This window comes from Maribacter polysiphoniae (assembly GCF_003148665.1).
In the GTDB taxonomy this organism is placed as follows: domain Bacteria; phylum Bacteroidota; class Bacteroidia; order Flavobacteriales; family Flavobacteriaceae; genus Maribacter_A; species Maribacter_A polysiphoniae.
The window spans coordinates 160202-181781 of sequence record NZ_QGGQ01000007.1; the positions used below are offsets into that span (position 1 = coordinate 160202).

Sequence of the window (21580 nt, forward strand, 5' to 3'; positions counted from 1 at the left end):
AATGACATCAATAAACCTAAATATATGAAGGATACAAATAACACCTTATGTTCTGTACCTTATTATAACATTTAAATCCAAACCTATTTTTATTTAATGATTACAATATGGCCGTACAAATAGACACAAAACAATCCAGATTACTATCCCTTGATTTTTTTAGGGGATTTACCATGTTTTTATTGATCGTAGAGTTTACTTTTCTGTTCAATCACCTTACCGCACCACAACTTGAAGGCACACTTATTTATGATATCGGCCATCAGTTTCATCACCACCCTTGGCATGGGCTTAGGTTCTGGGATTTAATACAACCATTTTTTATGTTTATCGTTGGGGTTGCCATGCCGTTATCATTCTCTAAAAGAATAAGTAAAGGAGATAGTTATAAATCCATATTGAAACATATACTAAAACGCTCCTTAATCCTTCTAATATTAGGCTGGGCATTGAATTGTATTCCTGATGGAGTGGTTTTTCGTTTTCAAAATGTATTGGCACAACTTTCTGTTACGATTATCGTTGCCTTTCTTTTAATGCGAAAACCTGTCGTAACCCAGATTGCTGTTTCCATTGGACTGTTGGTCCTGACAGAGATCTTATATCGGACCTTTTCGGTTGAGGGATTTGACCAACCCTTTGGTGTTGACCATAATTTTGGATCGTGGTTTGATATGTTGATATCGGGACGGTTGTCACCCGGACATTGGGTATCCTTTAATGCAATTCCAACTTCAGCCCATACCATTTGGGGGGTATTGGCTGGTAAGCTGCTGATGGGTAAAAAGTCGAACAAACAAAAACTAGGCTATTTGGTCATTGCGGGTGTAATCGGATTGATTATTGGTTATGGCCTCGATCCAATAACACCCATCATAAAACGAATTGCAACAACATCCTTTGTATTTGCCAGTGGGGGATGGGCATTGCTTGCTCTTGCAGCCTCTTTCTGGTTGATTGATATGATGAAAATGCAAAGAGGGGTACGGTTTTTTGCCGTGGTCGGCATGAACCCTTTGTTTATTTATATTTTCGCACATGTGGGTGGTGCCGATCTCCTGAATCGAGTTATAAAACCATTCTCAACCGCATTGTTTGGATGGACAGGGGAAATCAGTACAGATATCATTACCTCACTATTGGTGGCTTTTGGCCTATGGTACATTTGCTACTGGATGTATAAACGGAAACTTTTCATCAAAATATAATATTTAAAATCTGCGAAATAGAATATCCATAGAAGGTATTCCAATCGCCATGTTATAAAAGGGGCAAACGGGTTCTTCCCTTTTTGAAATTATATTGAACCAATTTTGAACCCATCTAAAATAAATCAACCATGCAAAACAGGAGAGATTTTTTATCTGCCCTTGGGGTTATAGCTGCGGGAACTATTCTTAGCAGCCCATTAAAAGCGGCTATTGCTTCCAGTGGCAAAAAATTACAGGTAGTATTGGTAGGCACAGGAGATCGGGGCAACGATTTTTGGGGAAAACGTTTAGTAGCTAATTATAGTGATATTTTGGAATTCACCGCACTTGTTGACATAAATCCTGGAAGGGTAAAATATGCAGCGGGATATATTGGTGTAGGAAAGAAATGTGGACTATACACCTCTTTTGAAGTGATGCTCGAACACCACCAGCCCGATTTGGTCATTGTGGCCACTACCGATGCCACGCACCATGAATACATTATTAAAGCATTGAAAAATGGAATTGATGTAATCACTGAAAAGCCGATTACTACCGATGAAGATAAAATGCAAGCTATCCTGGATGCGGAACAAAGGTACAAAAGAAAGGTAATCGTAGGTTTTAACCTGCGTTGGAGCCCTTATGCTTTAAAAGTAAAAGAGCTATTAAGTCAGAATATCATTGGGGATATTGTTTCAGTGGATTTTTCCTGGATGCTGAATACCTCACATGGGGCCTCCTATTTTCGCCGTTGGCATGGTCAACGAGAACATAGTGGTACTTTACTGGTTCATAAATCAACGCACCATTTTGACCTGTTAAATTGGTGGCTAGAATCGGAACCGGAAGAGGTCTATGCCCGTGGTGACTTGGAGTTCTATGGTCGCAACCCAAAGAAAAAAGGGGTAAACTGCCGCTCCTGTAATGAAAAAGACAGTTGTAAGTTTTACTGGGACATTACCGATGGAGGACGTGATGCGTTTCACCAGAAATTGTATGTCGATAATGAAAAGTATGATGGTTACATAAGGGATAATTGTTTGTTTCGACCAGAGATCAACATTTATGACAAAATGAACTTGAGCATCAAGTATGCGAATAATGTCTATGCCAACTATATGCTAACAACATACTCTCCGTGGGAAGGGTGGCGTATTGCTTTTAATGGCAAAAAAGGGCGGCTGGAAGCATTTGTGAATGTCCCTTACCTGGGTTCCGAAAAACTGTCGCAGGAAGAATTACACGATATTGAGATGAGTCAAGATGGAAAAGGGAAAGAGAAGGTAGAGCCTATTATTATCCATAAGCTCTGGGACAAGGAACAGGAAATAATAAATGTCCATTATGATATTTCCGGACACGGAGGAGGTGATGCAAGATTACAGGACAGGATATTTATACATCCTGAGCGAACAGACCCTTTAAAACAATCGGCAGGGATCCGAGAAGGGGCAATGTCTGCACTGATAGGGATTGCAGCCCGAAATAGTATAGAATCGGGGAGGGCTGTGAGGATCGGTTCCTTGACCGACCTGCAGCCTAGGGCAAAAAGTTTGTAAGCAGGCGATTGAAAAGACATAATTGTATAAAGTAGTTATACCTAATCACAATTAAATGCAGGCTGGGAAGGAAATTAAGGTTATTCGTGAAATGAATAATGGTAAAAAAAGTATTGAACAGGGATACAGCTTAACCGTAATCCGCAAATTGGAAAATTCGGTAAGGGAATTCTAATCGCTATTTTGTAAAAGGGGCAAACGGAGTCTTCCTTTTTTTGCAAATTCAAAAAAAACTAATCATCAGAACCCATTTAAATCTAATTAATAAAAACATGAAGAAATTATTTTATATAACATGCTTGCAGGTATTTCTATTGTCAATTACCTGGAATGGGGTGGCCCAACAAAACAAGCAGCATCAAATTTCGGTACCGGTCGAAAAAAATATGTCATGGTGGACCGGAGTTATTAAACATGGGGAAATGATGCCAATACAGAATGGATATAAGGCAAATTTGAATCAGAATTATGGTAATCAGATACAGCCTATGCTTCTCTCAAACCAAGGGCATGTTATTTGGTCTGAAAAACCATTCGAAATAACATTGGAGAATGGAATGTTGAATGTAATATCCCCAGATTCTTCATTGACGTATATTAAAGCTGGGAAAACGTTGAAAGATGGGTTTAAATTTGCTTCAGAAAATCATTTTCCACCATCGGGGAAATTACCGGACCGGTTGCTGTTTTCAAAACCTCAGTACAATACCTGGATTGAATTGATGTACGATCAAAACCAGGAGGATATTTTGGAATATGCACGTCAGATCATAGCGAACGGTTTTCCACCGGGAGTTTTAATGATAGATGATAACTGGCAAGAGGATTATGGAAAATGGAACTTTCATGAAGGTCGTTTTCCTAATCCGAAAATGATGGTTGATTCCCTTCATACTATGGGGTTTAAGGTTATGTTATGGGTGTGCCCCTTTGTTAGTCCTGATTGTGATGTATTCCGTAAACTCAGGGAAGAGGATTTACTATTGGAGGATAAATCTGGAAATCCAGCACTTATAGAATGGTGGAATGGATATAGTAGCCTTATAGATCTTTCCAAAAAAGAAGGTAACCAATGGTTTGAAAATCAACTCAATACTCTTAAGGAAACCTATGGCATTGATGGATTTAAGCTTGATGCAGGTGATTTTGGGACCTATGAGGGTTGTTATTCCGGGGGAGTAAAGGTAAGTCCTCAGGAACACAGTGAATTATATGCAAAAATAGGACTTGGGAATCCATTGAATGAATACAGGGCAATGTGGAAAATGGCAGGACAACCCATTGTTAACCGATTGTCCGATAAACGTCATAATTGGGAGGATTTGCAAAAATTGGTTCCAGGTATTTTAGTGCAGGGAATTATGGGATATTCTTTTTCCTGTCCAGATATGATCGGAGGAGGTGAATTTGTTTCCTTTTTGAGCGCTGAAACGATAGACCAAGAATTGATTGTTCGATCAGCACAATGTCATGCGTTAATGCCCATGATGCAATTTTCGGTTGCCCCTTGGCGGATTTTGGATAAGGAGCATTTTGAAGCTGTTAAAAAAGCTGTTGAAATAAGAAGCAAGTTCATACCATTAATAATGGAATTTGCCGAACAATCAGCCATTTCGGGGGAACCAATCGTTCGCTCTATGGAATATGTTTTTCCGCATCAAGGCTATGAATTGGTGAAAAATCAGTTCATGCTTGGTGACGATATTCTTGTAGCTCCCATACTCGAAAAAGGGGCCCAACATCGAAATGTGATACTCCCAAAGGGCAAATGGAAGGATGAATTGGGTGTTGTTTATAGAGGGGGTAGATCCGTGGACATCAAAGTTTCGTTGGAGCGTCTGCCTTATTTTAAAAGATTGAAATAGCGGACTTTGGAGTGGTTGGCAGATAGATAATTATTTATGAGGTACTCCTTCCAGAAAACGGAAAGCATGATGTTCCAAAATCTTTCCCTTTTCTGGAAGGAAGACTGCATTTTTTTAAAATTCCCGTCAATTCTTTAGCAACAAATTTTTCACTAAATGTTGAATTGATAATAGATGGCATAATGACCGTACGATCGTGTTTTACATTTCGAGTGATATGGTCAGGTTGGTAATTAACCCCTCTAATAAGTTTTTATAATTCTTTTGATGGGGCTTTATCGGGTTTATGGCTGGCCCTATCAAAAGTTTCTACTAAGGATCCTGCCATTTCCGCAATATCACGAATGGTAAATTATACAAATAGAAATAAATGGCACAAGAATTTTTCAATTTTGTGTACGTACACATTTTTTTGGTTTTTCTTTTTTATTGTTCAATTAAAATGTAGGTTTGTTACAAGCGTGTATTTTATTTTCTGCGTTGTGCTCTTAAGTTTTAAGTGCTTTGATTTTGTTATTTAGGTCTTTTCTTTACCATATTCTCGCGATGGTTCAGTAAAAAAACGTTTCGATTGGGAACGCTTGAAGTAGGGAGAGAGGGCGTCAAGATATTTTTAACCGGTTGACTAAGGTCTCCAAATAATATGTATGGTCTAGGCCCCAATTATTCAGGGCTAATGGAATATTGTAATAATTTGATGGATATGTATATAATAGAAAGTTAAATCAATTAATCAGGAATACTCATGGCAGCTAAGCTTAATGACAGTGATTTATTGGAACTTATGGTGCTCGATGATGTTTCAGCATTTGAAGAGATATATGAGCGCTATTCCAAAAGTATGTTTCTCTTTGCTATGAATATTTTCAAAAAGAAAGAGGTCTGTGAGGATATTGTACAAAATGTATTTATAGATTTTTGGGCAAAACGGAAAAAGGCAAACGTAAAGCAGCTAAAACCATATCTTTTTCAGGCCGTTAAATATCAGGTTTTCAATCATATTAGAAATCGGAAAATTTCAGATGAAGATTTGACAAGACTTATTATTGTAGATATTTCGATGAGTATTTCGCAGAAACTGGAGTTTGACGAATTACAAGCGATAATAAAGATCCAGGTGGATAAACTCCCTACGAAGTGTCAGCAGATTTTTGTTTTGAGTAGATTTCAGGATAAGTCCAATAAGGAGATAGCCCTAGAGTTAGGAATTTCTGTTCAAGCCGTTAAAAATCAAATTTCCAAGGCCCTTGCTTTTTTGAGAAAAAACATGGTTTTGGAAGAAGGGGTTCTTTATCTTTTGTTTTTAACCAGTACCTTATAAATCCATATAGTACGTATTTAGATTCTTACTTAAAATGTTTATTCTAGAATCATCAACCTATACGCGATATATCTAAATAATGTTCTAGTAATTTGGGAATAATTTCGCATTATAATTGATTCCCTTCCCGTAACATTATCAATAATTAAAAAAAAAGACATATTGGACGTGTACCATTTCGTGTTTTTCGGTACTTACTTATAATACCACCTTTTTCTATTACTATAAATTGAATTGATGAACAAAAGACAAGCTAAAGAACTTTTTGATAAATATGTTAAAGATCAATGTTCGGCAAAGGAAATTGAAATGCTTAATAAGTATTTGCAATCATTTCAAGATAAAGACAAATTGTGGTCGGAATTAAGGTATGATGAGGAGATTAAAGGCAAAATATGGATGAATATTAAGTCCAATATCAATACCAAAAGTCAAGAAAGTAAATTTGCCCTCAAACACTATTTTAAATATGCTGCAATCATCGTAGGGCTCATTGGAAGTTTTTTTTGGTATCAAAATAGTTCAAAGGAATTTCTTCCTGAATCAAAACAAGTAGTGGAGTCGGAAATAATACTAAAAACTTCAGATAATACTTTAAAAAAGATAGATTCAAATTCAGAACAGGATTTGTTTGATAGCAGAGGAAAGGTTATTGGTAAACAGAATGGAAATCAAATAAGCTATGTGGGCAATGATGGGATTCAAGAACTTGTTTATAATGAAATCATTGTGCCGAATGGCAAAAAAATTGAAATCAAATTGTCGGACGGATCTTTGGTTCATATGAATTCGGGATCCACACTTAAATATCCTGTCAATTTCATTTCAGGAAAGGATAGACAGGTTTTTTTGAATGGAGAAGCCTACTTTGAGGTTACCAAGGACCCGCTCTCCCATTTTCTTGTATCTACCGATAGCTTGGACGTTGAAGTACTAGGTACCCATTTTAATGTCAGTTCCTATTCTGGAACAGAAACATTTGCACTACTAGCAGAGGGAAGTGTGGCTGTTTATAACAAGAAAGATAAAGACCTGCCAGGGAGTCCCACCATTATTCGTCCAGGAGAGAAGGCAACTTTGTCCCAAAACAGTATAGAGGTCAATGAAGTAAATGTAAATGATTATCTAAGTTGGAGGGAGGGACGTTTGACTTTTAATAATGAGTCATTTATAAACATAGTTCAGAAAATAGAACGGCATTTTGCAGTAGAGATAGAAAACAATTACAAAGATTTAAACCTTGTCAAGTTCAATGGTGAATTTAGGGAAGGGGAAACCATTATTGATATCCTGAATACGATTCAAGAGAGTGCTGGATTCGAATATGAAATTAACAATAAGAAAATTAAAATAAACCGTATGAAAGAAAAATAGCTAGACAAAAAAAGTCGGGAAACGCGGCAACGTTATCCCGACAAATCAAGATTTTAACCGTAAACCAATTTACTAATTAAAACCATTCAAAATTATGCAAAAAAAGCATTGGTTTCCCATATTTCTGGGAAGCGTACTAAACAAAAACCGATCAATGAAGCTTTCATTCCTGTTGTTTGCTTTGGCGTTGTTCAATCTACAGGCCAACTCTTATGGGCAAAGCAAAAAAATCTCTTTGGATATTACGGACAAATCCATTGAAAGCGTTTTAGAGAAAATCGAATCAGAAAGTGAATTCAGTTTTTTTTATAAAACCAATGAAATAGATGTCGAAAGAAAAGTTAGTATTAAGGTATTGGATACACCTATTGAAAAAATATTGAATATACTTTTTCAAGGTCAAAATGTTGCCTATAAGGTTTTGAATAAACAGATAGTACTAAAGAAAAAGACTAAAAAAATTCAGTCATCACGTAATGACCGGGTAGACTTAGGGGATCATGCAATCATCCAATTTTCAGTTTCCGGTACGGTCAACGATGCTAGTGGCTTGCCCCTTCCGGGAGCAAATATCGTTGAAAAAGGTACATTGAATGGGGTCATTGCCGATTTTGATGGTAATTTTTTAATGAATGTTGCCGATGGGAATAGTATACTAGTAGTATCCTATATAGGATATGCTACCCAGGAAGTTCCTCTTAATGGACAGACTAATATTTCTGTCAGTTTAAAGGTCAACGCTGAAAGCTTGGATGAGATGGTAGTTGTCGGATATGCGACAAAAAAGAAATCCGAGCTATCATCTTCGGTGTCTATTGTTTCAGAAGAGGAAATCAGGCAATCAGTAAGTTCAACGAGTTTAGGGGATATATTTCAGGGAAGGATTCCTGGAATGCAAGTATCTGGTAGTAGTGGTGAGCCTGGTCAAAGTGCATCCATGGTCATACAAGGTGCTGGATCAATGGAGGCAGGTAGCTCTCCCTTAATTGTTGTTGATGGGATAATTGGAGGACAATATGATCCGAAAGATATTAAAACGATTACTGTCCTAAGGGATGCAGCAGCCACCGGACTTTATGGATCGCGTGCAGCCAATGGGGTAATTGTAGTTACCACAAAAGAAGGAAAAGCTGGTGAATTTAAGGTTTCTGTAAATAGTACATTTGGTCCAACTTCCAATTGGAATGACAGGATAAAAGTATATGATGCCGAAGGTTTATATGGACAGTGGTCTACAGCGATGGAAAATCTTTATAATTTAAGGGTAGCGGAAGGTAATCCTGATTTTGTCAATACAACTTTCGAGCAATACCGGGATGGTGTTGTACCTCCTAGTGCTTTGGATTACACCACTAATTGGAACGATTTACTTTTAAGATCTGGATTTTTAAATCAAACCCAGGTTGCTATGTCCGGTGGATCGGAAAGGACTACATTTTATGTTAGTGCTTCTTTAAACAGGGAGAAAGGAACAGCCCTTGATTACTATAATAATGAATATAATTTTAGGGGAAACCTAAGCCATAAAATTTCCGATAAACTGAAAACCAATATTAGAATGACTGCCCAATATGGGGAAAAGTCAGAGTTTAATTGGCCAAGCCCCTATACCCAAGCATATCAGAATGTTCCGCTTGATGCTGCTTTTATGCCGGATGGTGTAACACCAACTCCAGCCATGGATCTTGAGCAGGTACCTGTGTGGTACCGTGGTACCGGGGTCAATTATATGATGGAAAGGGAAGAATCAGAAAATAGTAAAAAATTCTGGGGAAGTACTGTAATGATGGAATTGGATTGGAAAATTACAGACTGGGCAAGATTCAATACCTCTAACAGGGTAGCATTGAACGGGTCCGATCATTCGAAGTCGTATTCAAACATGACCTGGGTTGGTTATAACTACGATGGTTATATGGAATGGGATTATAGTTATGGTCTTGGGGTTATATCTTCCAATACCTTACATCTCAATAAAAGTTTCGGTGATCACAACCTGTCCGGTATATTGGGTCAGGAATATAATTATGATCAAACCCGTTTTGTAAATGCTGTAGGAACTGGCATCGTCGGGGATATGACCGCACTTAGTTCTGTGGGTAGTGCGCGTGATGTGAGTGGTGATATGTATGAGTCCGGTTTTTTGTCGTATTTCGGACAATTGGATTATGATTACAAGAATAAGTACTATTTAGTGGGTTCCTTACGACGTGATGCCTCCTCTGTATTTGGAGCGGAAAAACGTTGGGGTACTTTTTATTCCATTGGTGGTAGCTGGATGGTGAGTAAGGAAAATTTCTTGGAAGATTCAAGCTCTTGGCTTGATCTTTTAAAACTTAGATTAAGTTATGGTACAACGGGAAATGCAAATATTGAACCTTATTTGTCGATGGGAACGTATTCATTTACAACAAAATCCAGTTATAATGCCAATGCAGGTGCATGGCCTTCTCGTTTGCCCAATCCCGACTTAACTTGGGAGACTGCACATAAATTTAATTTAGGCCTCGATATTAATGTATTTGGACGGGCTTCATTGGAGGTCAACCTATATCACCGTGTAAATGATGACCTATTGCAATCCGTTCCATTAGAGGCTACTACAGGTTTTACCAGTCAGGTCCGTAATATCGGTTCTATCCGAAACCAGGGCATTGATTTATCATTGACGACAAAGAATATCGAAGGTGAGTTCTCTTGGTCAACGAATTTCAATTTCAATATCAATAAAAATGAGGTATTGGAACTGGACGGCGGAGAGGATATCATTAATGATAGAATGATTATTCGAGAAGGGTATTCACTAAGGAGTTTTTACCTTCCGGAATATCAAGGTATAGATGCACAAACGGGTGCCCCTATTTATACGAGATGGGAAGATGCGGATGGCAATAAGATCAATGGAAACGAAACGGATAATCCGGCATTGATTACAACCACAAATTATCAGTCAGAGGCCAGTTATATGCCAACGTCTTCTTCTTACCCTAAAATGACTGGTGGTTTTTCCAATTATTTCAAGTATAAGGATTTTCATTTAAATATTCTTTCAAATTTTGCTTTTGGACAAACGGTATATAATTATGTTGATTGGAATGCGAGCGATTTTAGCACAAACAGGATTGAAATCACCAAATGGCAAGATCTAAAGCGTTGGGAAACCCCAGGAACGACCGATGCTGATATACCACAATTGGTTTATGGGGATCCATATAATTTTAGCGGGACTTCATCTTTTTATTTGGAGGATGCAAGTTATTTCAAAATTCAGAAAGTAAGTTTAGGGTATACTTTTCCTAAGGATTTCTTGGGTGTATTTAAGCAGTTTACCATAAATGCTTCTGTAGAGAATTTGGCAATAATCACAAATTACTCTTTTGGGGATTCGGATGTTAGTTACGAGAACCCTTTTGCTGAAACAAGTAGATTTAGACCTACAAGAAAATTTTTACTTAACCTGAATTTTAGCTTCTAATCCAAAGAATAAAAATTATGAAATACATTAAAATATTTATAATCAGCATATCGCCGTTGTTTTTGGGTGGATGTACTGAAAATAACATAGATTTTGAACCAATTAGTCAAATCACGACCGATCAAGTAACCAGTTCGTTGGAACTGCTTGAAAATACTATTGTTGGGAACTATGCGTTTTTAAGTTCTGCAGAGGGTAAATATGGTTATGATAGAACGCGTTATGATGTAACCGAATATATGAGTGACGATGTTATTCTTAATCAATGGAGCGGCAACGATTTCTCATATTCCTTAACGTATCAGCCAACTTCGGCATCGGATAGGTCCCTGGATTTTTGGCAGTACTCCTATCGTGCCATCTATTCTATAAATGTAGCGAACGAGGGGCTTGATAATCTCGAAGGGTTGTCATCGGAAGATGAAATAAAAAGAGATCAGTTAAAGGGAGAGAATATATTCCTTAGGTCAATGTTTTATTTCGATCTGGTACGCGTTTATGGGAGACCCTATTCCCACGACGATCCAGCAACAAATTTAGGGGTTCCATTGAGTGACACTTCTACGGACAATGAGGGACTTTCAAGAGCGACCGTTAAGGAAACATACGAGTTTATAGAAAAGGACTTATTAGAGGCAGCAACCCTATTGAATGAAGAAAAGAGTAATATTTATGTTTCCAAGGAAGTAGCTTTGGCAGGTCTCTCCAGATTATATCTTTTTAAGGAAGAGAATGATAAAGCAATAGTATATGCGGATAGTGTAATTAATTCAGGCCGATATCAGTTACTCAGTTCTGAAGCTTTCCCTCGATACAATCGAAATGCACCTGTAGGAAACTCAGAAACCATTTTTGCGGTCCAGAGGTTGGCAACAGATAATGTAGGGAGATATATGATGGGTGGAATGATGCATGGAGATGGTGGTTATGGTCAAATCATGGTATCCTCTTCATTCATGGATTTATTATTCAAGAACCCCAATGATTTGAGAGTTAACTTTATTGATGTTCAATATGAACTGGATGCTGAAGGTAATAAAATCCCTGATCCAGATAATGAATATTATGGGTACAAGGTGATAGAGAAATCTAGTATACCTGAATATTGGACCCAAAAACTAACCTACCAAGATGACGAGCCGATGTTGCATTCCCCCATTTATTTTAGATTGGCGGAAATGTACCTAATAAAAGCAGAGGCTTATGCGAAAAATGGTGAGGAAGAGAAAGCTTTGGAGATGGTGAATATAATAAGGGAACGAGCCGGGTTGTCGGGTGATCAGTTGTTTCGGTTAGACAATCTTCAGGGATACGGATCTGTTTTGGATATAGTTTTGGATGAAGCTCGTTTGGAGTTTGCCCATGAGGGACATCGCACACATGATGTATTTAGAAATAAGAAAACGATGGATAGAAGTTATATGACATGGCAGGGATGGTCAGGTCCAGGTTCCATTCCATATACTTCCAATCGTATTCTTCATCAGATTCCTGAAGCGGAAATGCTCAAAAATGATAATTTGGTACAAAACCCATCATATACCAATTGATAGTATTGAAAAAGGCTTGCTTATAAAACAGGCCTACTTTAACTAAATATAAATTGTCGGAGTTGGAAGCTTTTTAAGGTTTTCAGCTCCGGCAATTACTATAATAAGGGATATCTTTGTTTGTATAAAATCTCATCATATTAATGCTTACAATGCTATAGGGCCATAAGCTAAATGGCAGTATAATTAAAAGAACAAATCAAAGGCTTGGAAAGCTCCATCAATAACCAAAGATCATGATTAAAAAAAGTACCTTTTTGCTAGCCGTCCTATGGTCGGTGTATTCATTTGCCCAAACCTCCGTTGTGGATATTCCCAATATCAGTGCAGCTGTAGTTACCAACAATGTTGACCTGCCCAAGAATTTACCGTCGGTAGTTGTAGAAAGAGGTCCTTATCTACAGACCGGGACACCGACGAGCGTTATCGTAAAATGGAGGACTGATATCGCAACGGAATCCGTGGTCAATTATGGTCGGGTGTTGGGTTCTTTGACCAAAAACGAAACGAGCAAGGCCTTAACGACCGAACATGAAGTTGCCATATCCGGTTTAACACCCAACACGAAATATTATTTCAATATAGGGAACCTAACAGAAGTCCTTTCCGAAAGCGTTACTGGTGATATGTATGTAATAACGGCACCCACAGTGGGGACGGACCAATTTGTCCGCGCCTGGATCATAGGGGATCCCGGTACGGGAAATACCTTCCAAAGATGGGTACGTGATGCGTATTACAATTATGTGGACGCTACGGCAACCAACACTGGTAAAACGGATATGATGTTGTTTTTAGGGGATAACGCCTATAACACGGGAAAGGATAGTGAATATCAAAATGCCTTTTTTGATGTTTATGACGATATGTTCAAAAAGTCCGTAGCATGGTCCTGTCTGGGGAACCATGATGGCGATTCTGCCGATTCGGCCACACAGTCCGGTCCGTATTACGATATATTCACGTTTCCTACCGCTGGGGAAGCAGGAGGAACCCCATCGGGAACAGAGGCCTATTATTCCTTCGATTATGCCAATATTCACTTTATAATACTGGACTCCCATCATACAAGTCGTGAAGTTGGAGGCCCTATGTACACTTGGGCGTTGACCGATATCCAAAACACAGCGCAGGATTGGGTCGTAACCCTGTTTCATCATCCGGCCTACTCCAAAGGGTCACATGACTCCGATGTTGATCATCGACCTGTTGAAATGCGGGAAAATTTCATGCCCATGTTGGAGGCCAACGGGGTTGATCTGGTTTTAAACGGTCATAGCCACTCCTATGAACGCTCATATTTTTTAAATGGGCACCAAGGATTGGCCCACACATTTAACGAGGAAGAAATCACGAAAGGGGGAAATACCGTTGGGGCAAATGGAAAAGGTGATGGAAAAGAGGACGGTGATGGTGCATACCAAAAAGCTGGTACGGACCCAGAAGGTGCTGTTTATATAACTACCGGGTCTGCGGGTCAAATATCGGGAGGGGACCTGAACCACCAGGCCATGTACATCTCCTTGAACAAGTTGGGGTCCTGTGTCATGGAAATTGAGGATGATGGTAATGGGGGACAAAGCATGGACATAAAGTTCATAAGGGAAACCGGTGAGATCGATGATTATTTTACCATCCATAAAACAGGGGTAACGTCCATAGCAAATACAAATGAACCAAAACCGAAAAGCGGGAAGGTCCATTATGTTGTGGGCACTGATCAACTTACCATTACGATGGATCGTAATGAGCGCCTAAAGAAAGTCAAGATCTATAACAACATTGGAAAATTGGTAAAAAAGAGCCGGAAAAAAACCATCAATGTGGGCAAGATGCCAAAAGGTATGTATGCTATTGAGATCACCACAAAAAACGGGACGTATATCGAATCCGTTACGATAGAATGATTTAGCCGATTGATCAACAATGGGTCAATAGGGGTTTGTTCTTTTTTTGGAAGGGATCCCTCAAAGGGGAATAGTGGTTTTAGAGGCTTTAACCAGCCCCTAAGATAGAAAGGTACTAAGTTGTAAATGAAAAATAAAGGCATTTTAATTGGATCTATTTTTATTTGTTTTTTGCTGTTGTCCGGCAAGAAGACAACTATACCCTATCAAACAGATAGCATCCCGGAAAAAGTAGCTGCAGTATATGAGGCCAATTTTAATAAGTTTCAGGGTGAGGTGGATGTATTGGTAAATCAAGTTGATAAAACGACTTCCTTAAACGAATTTGGGAACCTGAAAGAGCAAGTTAAGAAAACCAGATTGGCATATAAGGGCATTGAATTTATTTTTGATTATTACCAAACGTTCTATGCTGGTACTTATATAAATGGAGCACCTTTGCCTAAGGTAAATGAGCATTTTAAGGCCGGAAGTGTTATTGAACCTTGTGGCTTGCAAGCATTGGATGAAGCTGTTTATGATGAAGCGTCCAAAGAAAATTTACAGCATATAAAAGTATTGGCAAATGGACTTAAGGAGCGCGTTGATTTTATTTCAAAAACGCATTTGCCGATTCATTTAAAGTCTAGTCAGATTATTGAGTGTATTCGGTCTGGTATGGTCAGGGTCTTTACATTGGGACTAACGGGTTATGATACGCCAGGTTCTGTTAATGCCTTGCAAGAAAGTTATGTCAGTTGGCAAAGTATGGAAACTGCATTTTCGCATTTTGAAACAGCTATGTACCCAGGCGCCAAATCCGAATTCAAAACCATCAAGCAACTGTTTGAAAAGGGGAGAAGAATATTGAACACCAATACTGATTTTAATGATTTTGACCGATTGGGTTTTTTAAAGGAAGTAGTCAATCCTTTGTATGCGGGATTATTGGAATTCCAACACGTAAACAACATCAAGTTAGAGCCTTTTAAAAAGCATGCCCAAAATTATGAGGCAAAAAACCTGTTTGATGACAATTTTCTCGATACTGATTTTTATTCAGAATTGGTCTATTTGCCTTTGGACAACCCTAAAACAATTCAATTGGGTAAGTTGTTGTTTCAGGATCCCCAGCTTTCCGATGGTAATAAAATGTCCTGCTTAAGTTGTCACAATCCTAACAAAGGTTTTACGGATGGCTTACCCAAAAGTATATCAAATCAAAAAGGTGTTTTTACGGCGCGAAATTCGCCAACCTTAATTAACGCGAACTATTCCACACGTTATTTTTGGGATATGCGTGCGTTTGATATTGAAAAACAAGTCACACATGTTATTGATAACGATTTGGAGTTTAATACTGATTTTGATGCTATTATCGATAAACTGAATAGAAATTCCAATTACTTAAAATTGTTTAAGGAAGCTTATGGTGGTATTGGTAAACAGGATATAAACCAGCGATCGATAAGCAATGCCATTGCAGCTTATGTAAACACTTTGAAATCGTTTAATAGTCCCTTTGATGAATATGTGCGGGACGAAACAAATGAATATCCTGAAAATGCTAAACGGGGTTTTAATTTGTTCATGGGAAAAGGTGCTTGTGGCAGTTGTCATTTTGCACCCATTTTCAATGGTACCATTCCACCATTTTATCTGGAATCTGAATCTGAAGTCTTAGGTATTACCCAGGGTTTTGATTCTATCAATCCAAAGTTGGATACGGATCTGGGTCGCATAGCCAATGGCCTTAATGGGGAGAAACAACCTTATTTTAAAAATTCATTCAAAACGGTTTCTGTAAGAAATATAGCTTTAACAGCACCTTATATGCATAACGGTTTGTTTGATACACTGGAAGAGGTTTTGGAGTTTTATAATCGAGGTGGAGGGGCAGGTATGGGCTTGGAGGTTGAAAACCAAACGTTGTCCGATGCACCATTGAATTTATCGAAGCACGAAATTAAGGATATTATTGCCTTTATGGAATCGCTAACGGATACTTCAGGATTTACGGCTAATAGGAATTAGTTGAAATTCAAGGCTGTGATTGTTATCCAAATATGAAATGAGGTCAAAACGTAATGCCAGTGTATGTGAAAAATCATGAATTCAAGCGTTGTCCTATTTCATGTATTAAGTGGGATTACAAGCTAAGGGAAAAGATTAAATACTTCAAAACATTAGATATACAACTATGAAAAGATCCATACTATTATTGCTTTTTACACTCGTTATAAATATTTCCTTTTCTCAAGAGGAAACCGAAATAAAATGGTGGAATCCGGCGGATAGTGAATTTCCTGTAATTGCAGGTCAAGCTTGGCCAAATGAAGTGAAATCTGTTTATCATCGATTTCCAGAAAGAGCGGAAGCGTCGGTTAGAGAAGCCGTCTGGAATTTATCGAAACAATCAGCAGGTTTGTCTATTCGATTTTGGTCCAATGCTGATAGTATTCTTGTCAACTACCAACTAGAAGGTGCTGTTGCGATGTCGCACATGCCTGCAACAGGTGTTAGCGGTTTGGACCTATACAGTAAAACCAAAGATGGTGAATGGCTTCGCTGTTGGGGTTCTTATTCAATTGAAGCGGAAAGTAAGTATTCCTTTCGAATTGATCGGGGTTCCGAATCGTATAAAAAATATGGAAGGGAGTACCAGCTTTTTTTACCGTTATATAATGAAATTGATTCGGTAAGGATAGGAGTTGACGAAGAATCATTTTTTAAGGTGTTGCCAATTCGAAAAGAGAAGCCCATCGTAGCTTATGGAACTTCTATTTGTCAAGGAGCTTGTGCTTCACGTCCAGGTATGGCTTGGACAAATATATTAGAGCGAAAACTGGAAAGACCTGTTATTAATCTTGGTTTTTCGGGTAATGGCGAATTAGAGCCTGAACTGATCGATTTAATGACAGAAATTGATGCGAAATTGTACATCTTGGACTGCTTGCCAAATTTAGATCCAGCTGAGGATGACACCTATACACTCACGGTGAATGCCGTCAAAAAATTAAGGGAAAAGAAGGCTGGTATTCCCATCGTTTTGTCCGCCCATATTGGTTATGCGGATGAATTGACCAACAAAAAAAACAATGATGAGGTTATTGCCCTCAATAAGGCATTGGAAAAAGCCTTTAATGCCTTGAAGTCGGAAGGATTCGAAAGTATTTTTCTATTGAAAAAATCCGATCTAGCCTTGAATTTTGATATGTACGTTGATAGAATTCATCCAAACGACTATGGAATGATCCAATATGCGACGGTTTATGAGGATTTGATTAGAGATATATTGGAGGAGCCGATTGGAAATTTGACCACCACCATCCCCAAGACCCAAAGTAGGGATATTGCGGTTTATAAGTGGGAAGAAAGGCATCAGGAAATACTTGAATTAAACAAGGTTGAAACACCAAAAATTTGTCTGTTCGGAAACTCTATAGTCAATTTTTGGGGAGGGGAACCAAAATCATCAATTGCTAGTGGACAGGATTCGTGGGAGCGTATAATGAAACCAATGGGAGTACGGAATTTCGGGTTTGGTTGGGACCGAATCGAGAATGTACTTTGGAGGGTATATCATGATGAACTTGATGGTTTCGAAGCCGAACGGATTGTTTTAATGATCGGGACAAATAACCTAGAACATAATAGTGGGACGGAAATAATCAAAGGTTTGGAAACGTTGATACATGCCATTAAAATCCGCCAACCACAAAGCGAAATTCTGATGATAGGAATATTACCTAGAACCGGTAAGGAAGAGGAAATTAGAAGCCTAAATTTAAAGTTGGGGCAATTGGCGGATTCAGAAGCAATCGATTTCAGTACTATAGACGATCAATTAGTGCTAAAGGACGGAAAAATCAATGAATCCTTATTTACGGATGGGTTGCATCCGAATCGTAAAGGCTATAGGATTTTAGCTAAAAAATTACAACGGATAATTGTAGGTGAATAATTGGATCAAAAAGATTTGGACGGGCAGTGCGCTTATCCTCTGTCCTAATGGGCAATACGAATAGAATAGTTGAATAATCGGTTATTATAATCAAAAATTAAAACGATAATGAAAAAAACAGGCATACTTTTAATTCTAATCTGTTTTACAGTTTTTTACTCTTGTAAAACAGAAACACCCTCAGTAAATATCCAAGAAATAAGTATTGAGGCACCTTTTGACATGCCAACTATTAAAATTCCGGATTTCAGTAATTCTAAAAGAATGTCTATAGTCGATTTTGGTGCGACACAGGGTGATAAGGATAAAACATCCAAAGCAATTGCATTGGCAATCAATGAGGCCAATGAAATTGGTGGTGGGGTAGTGGTGATACCGGAAGGGAAGTGGATAACAGGAAAAGTTCATCTGAAGAGTAATGTTAACCTCCATTTAAACAAAGGGGCTATACTCCTTTTCTCGGAGGATCCTGAGGATTATTTACCGGCTGTCAATACAACTTGGGAAGGTATGGAGTGCCTCAATTATTCCCCATTGATATATGCGTACAAATGCAAGAATATCGCCATAACAGGCGCAGGGGAAATAAAGGCCAAAATGGATGTTTGGGAGAAATGGTTTTTACGTCCTCCCGGTCACATGGACAATCTAAAGCGTTTATATAATTTGGCTTCCAAGGATGTCCCTGTGGAAGAAAGACAAATGGTCAATGGGAGTTCACATATGCGACCCCAATTTATCCAATTCAATAGGAGTGAAAATATTCTATTGGAGGGAATTACCATAACCAATAGCCCATTTTGGGTTATTCATCCCTTTTTATCCAAGGATATTGTTATCAGGAATGTGAAGGTTTGGGCACATGGACACAATAATGATGGTGTAGATCCCGAAATGAGCCAGAATATATTGATTGAAGACTGTGTTTTTGACCAAGGTGATGATGCCATTGCTATAAAATCTGGACGTAATCAGGATGCGTGGCGTTTGAATACCCCTACTAAAAACCTAGTGATCCAAAACTGTATTGTAAAAAATGGGCACCAGTTATTGGCCATAGGGAGTGAACTATCCGGTGGTGTAGAGAATGTCTTTATGAATAATTGTAAAGTAGTGGATGGCGCAAAACTAAACCATCTGGTTTATATTAAGACCAATGAACGAAGAGGGGGGTATGTTAAAAATATTTACGTGAACAATATTGTAGCAGGTAAAATCGATGAAGGCATTCTTGGCATTGAGACCGATGTATTATACCAATGGCGTGATTTGGTACCAACATATGAAAAAAGATTGACCCCGATAACGAACATTTATCTGGAAAATATACAATCAAAGGATGTTAAGTTCATTTCAAGGGTTCTAGGTCAGGAAGAATTACCTGTGGAAAATGTCTTTTTGAAGAACGTTTTGGCAGATACTATTAGGAATGAAAAATACATACATGAAAACATTCTGAATTTTAAGGACAATAAGTGAAGGCAATGATTACTGGACATGGAATAAAAAGTGGGATACTGTGCCACTAAACTGTGTAATTTAAAATAACGAGGGTTTGACTTTTTTTAAAAGTCGGACCCTTTTTTATTGTCTGGAAATCCATCGTTGGATAATTGTCTATTCCCCAGAATGTGTAAATATTTAAAACCGAACAAAAAAAAGCGGGGACATGCCCCCGCTTTTTTGTTTACACTTTATAAACTTACCCTGGTCCACTTTTGAAGTTGTTATTTCTTGGTAAAATAAGGTAAACGACTTAAAGGAACTTCAATTTCTATGGTGCGGCCTCCTCTATATGTTTTACCGTTCTCTGCCAACCATTTTCCTTTTGGTAGTATTACTTTTCGTTTTCGTTCTCCTTTTTTGACTACAGGGGCAACCAATATACGGTTTCCAAGCATGAATTGGTCCTTTATGGTTTCATATCCACTATTAGGATACGCTAAGGCCATAGGTTTAACTATAGGTTCCCCGGTTCGTGAGGCTTCTTCCGCCAATTCTAAAAATAGATTTCCCATTTTAGCATGTAATAAGGCAGCTTCTAAACAGAACTGATTATTTTCTTCGGATAGTACCCGCCATGGGGCCACAGAGAATTGCATCATTGGCATCAAGGCATGAACCTGGGCTGAACGTACCACCAACTCCTCATCAATCGTAGTGGTATTCTCAAAAGACTGGTGCTCTCCACCACCAATCATATCAGGACATGTATAGGCATAGCCCATTAAACTTTGGGACATTAAATCGGGGATGAGTTTTTCGAGATCGGTCCAAACATGTAGTTTGTCCCTTAGTCGCTGTGCTAGAGGTAATCCTGCCATTTTCCATGACGCTCTATATTCGTTCAATGGAAATTGCAATCCTAATTTGGCAAAGTAGGTAGTATGGTCATTTGGATTCATTCCAGGAACATAAGAAACAATATCCTCTGTATAAAACCCTGCGTCCCCAGCGTCAAATTTAAAACCATCCACACCGTATTCATCCATTAAGTATTTTAGCCTTCCTTCAAACCATTCTTGGGTATCCGGATTACTTAAATCCAGACAGGCACTGGCACCGTTCCACCATCGAAAGATTGCAGCCTTGTTTTTTGTATCCGCCCACAGTATATCCTGTGTTTTATCGGCATCCAATAATAGCATTTTTTCTTTGGCCAAATGTCTGAAAGTTTCAGTATCAGCACTCACAAAAGGACAAACCCATAGCATAACCTTGAAACCCATGCCATGTAATTTCTTCATCATTCCTTTGGGATCCTTAAATCTGCGAGGTGAGAACTCCCAAGTGCCATAACTTTCCTGCCAGTTGTCGTCTATCATGAGTACTCCTGGTGGATAGCCTTTATCAATTATGGCTTGTGCATATTTTAATATATCATCCTCATTTTGGTTATAGATAAGTTCTATCCATGTATTGTATTGAGGTTTTGTAAATAACAGTTTCTCTGGGATTTTACCGTTAGGTGGGAAAAAATTCGCAACGGCATATTCATAGGAATCACGTAAATTTTGACCTGCGGTACCAAATTCAATTTTACCATCCCTTGAGGTGACCGTTATCTTTCCTTTATCAAAGGAATACTTTATGGGGGATTCGCTCCAAACGTATCTGCCTTTACTAGATAACAACAAGGGTTGCGCTTGATTTCCTTTGTTATCGCCCCAAAGGTCATGACTCTCGATAGTTTCTGAATCATAAGGGGTATTGTGCCCAATAGAACTAAGTCCCCCCCACCAGTATTCACCTTGTTGTATTGCGATCTCAACTTTTTCCTTATTCTGGGAATATGTGTTATAAGTGGTTATCAGTAATAATGAAATCAACAGTATTCTTTTCATAGTTTTTTTTTATTATTTCAATTTTAAATTATGGTTTTCAAGTAAA

General features: G+C 38.3%; 12 protein-coding genes. 11 read left to right on the plus strand and 1 reads right to left on the minus strand.

Features of this window, described 5'->3' with window-relative positions:
- The first annotated feature begins 107 nt into the window (after nucleotides 1–107).
- From LX92_RS14975 to LX92_RS15025, 11 genes are all read left to right on the plus strand, one after another.
- On the plus strand, nucleotides 108–1208 hold the full coding sequence (locus LX92_RS14975) for an acyltransferase family protein (RefSeq protein ID WP_109652271.1): 1101 nt from the start codon (nucleotides 108–110) through the stop codon (nucleotides 1206–1208).
- Between the two features lie 131 nt (nucleotides 1209–1339).
- Entirely contained in the window at nucleotides 1340–2755 is a 1416-nt protein-coding gene (locus LX92_RS14980) for a Gfo/Idh/MocA family oxidoreductase (RefSeq protein ID WP_109652274.1), read from the plus strand.
- 272 nt (nucleotides 2756–3027) lie between these two features.
- Nucleotides 3028–4620 carry a glycoside hydrolase family 31 protein gene (locus LX92_RS14985; protein WP_109652277.1) on the plus strand — a complete coding sequence of 531 codons (1593 nt, stop codon included), beginning with the start codon at nucleotides 3028–3030 and terminating at the stop codon, nucleotides 4618–4620.
- 745 nt (nucleotides 4621–5365) lie between these two features.
- A complete protein-coding gene (locus LX92_RS14990) occupies nucleotides 5366–5941 on the plus strand; it encodes an RNA polymerase sigma-70 factor (protein ID WP_109652280.1) in 576 nt (191 codons plus the stop codon).
- Nucleotides 5942–6178: 237 nt separating this feature from the next.
- A complete protein-coding gene (locus LX92_RS14995) occupies nucleotides 6179–7315 on the plus strand; it encodes a FecR family protein (protein WP_109652283.1) in 1137 nt (378 codons plus the stop codon).
- Nucleotides 7316–7469: 154 nt separating this feature from the next.
- Entirely contained in the window at nucleotides 7470–10790 is a 3321-nt protein-coding gene (locus LX92_RS15000; protein WP_170117863.1) for a SusC/RagA family TonB-linked outer membrane protein, read from the plus strand.
- A 17-nt stretch (nucleotides 10791–10807) separates the two neighbouring features.
- A complete protein-coding gene (locus LX92_RS15005; RefSeq protein ID WP_211315882.1) occupies nucleotides 10808–12340 on the plus strand; it encodes a RagB/SusD family nutrient uptake outer membrane protein in 1533 nt (510 codons plus the stop codon).
- Between the two features lie 236 nt (nucleotides 12341–12576).
- Nucleotides 12577–14247: a metallophosphoesterase gene (locus LX92_RS15010; protein ID WP_109652292.1), complete on the plus strand. Its 1671-nt coding sequence runs from the start codon at nucleotides 12577–12579 to the stop codon at nucleotides 14245–14247.
- Nucleotides 14248–14373: 126 nt separating this feature from the next.
- Nucleotides 14374–16260 carry a cytochrome-c peroxidase gene (locus LX92_RS15015; RefSeq protein WP_109652295.1) on the plus strand — a complete coding sequence of 629 codons (1887 nt, stop codon included), beginning with the start codon at nucleotides 14374–14376 and terminating at the stop codon, nucleotides 16258–16260.
- 166 nt (nucleotides 16261–16426) lie between these two features.
- Nucleotides 16427–18190, plus strand: a complete 1764-nt coding sequence (locus LX92_RS15020; protein ID WP_109652298.1) for an SGNH/GDSL hydrolase family protein — start codon at nucleotides 16427–16429, stop codon at nucleotides 18188–18190.
- Nucleotides 18191–18298: 108 nt separating this feature from the next.
- On the plus strand, nucleotides 18299–19669 hold the full coding sequence (locus LX92_RS15025) for a glycoside hydrolase family 28 protein (protein WP_109652300.1): 1371 nt from the start codon (nucleotides 18299–18301) through the stop codon (nucleotides 19667–19669).
- A gap of 248 nt (nucleotides 19670–19917) precedes the next feature.
- On the opposite strand, the gene LX92_RS15030 is transcribed toward LX92_RS15025, so the two are convergent.
- Nucleotides 19918–21534, minus strand: a complete 1617-nt coding sequence (locus tag LX92_RS15030) for a glycoside hydrolase family 31 protein (RefSeq protein ID WP_109652302.1) — start codon at nucleotides 21532–21534, stop codon at nucleotides 19918–19920.
- Nucleotides 21535–21580 lie beyond the last annotated feature (46 nt).

Bases quoted from the DNA above. Each gene is read 5' to 3' on its own strand.
- LX92_RS15010 (WP_109652292.1), top strand. From the start codon at position 12,577: ATGATTAAAAAAAGTACCTTTTTGCTAGCCGTCCTATGGTCGGTGTAT.
- LX92_RS15015 (WP_109652295.1), top strand. From the start codon at position 14,374: ATGAAAAATAAAGGCATTTTAATTGGATCTATTTTTATTTGTTTTTTG.
- LX92_RS14985 (WP_109652277.1), top strand. From the start codon at position 3,028: ATGAAGAAATTATTTTATATAACATGCTTGCAGGTATTTCTATTGTCA.
- LX92_RS15030 (WP_109652302.1), bottom strand. From the start codon at position 21,534: ATGAAAAGAATACTGTTGATTTCATTATTACTGATAACCACTTATAAC.
- LX92_RS15020 (WP_109652298.1), top strand. From the start codon at position 16,427: ATGAAAAGATCCATACTATTATTGCTTTTTACACTCGTTATAAATATT.
- LX92_RS14975 (WP_109652271.1), top strand. From the start codon at position 108: ATGGCCGTACAAATAGACACAAAACAATCCAGATTACTATCCCTTGAT.
- LX92_RS15000 (WP_170117863.1), top strand. From the start codon at position 7,470: ATGAAGCTTTCATTCCTGTTGTTTGCTTTGGCGTTGTTCAATCTACAG.
- LX92_RS14995 (WP_109652283.1), top strand. From the start codon at position 6,179: ATGAACAAAAGACAAGCTAAAGAACTTTTTGATAAATATGTTAAAGAT.
- LX92_RS15005 (WP_211315882.1), top strand. From the start codon at position 10,808: ATGAAATACATTAAAATATTTATAATCAGCATATCGCCGTTGTTTTTG.
- LX92_RS14980 (WP_109652274.1), top strand. From the start codon at position 1,340: ATGCAAAACAGGAGAGATTTTTTATCTGCCCTTGGGGTTATAGCTGCG.
- LX92_RS14990 (WP_109652280.1), top strand. From the start codon at position 5,366: ATGGCAGCTAAGCTTAATGACAGTGATTTATTGGAACTTATGGTGCTC.
- LX92_RS15025 (WP_109652300.1), top strand. From the start codon at position 18,299: ATGAAAAAAACAGGCATACTTTTAATTCTAATCTGTTTTACAGTTTTT.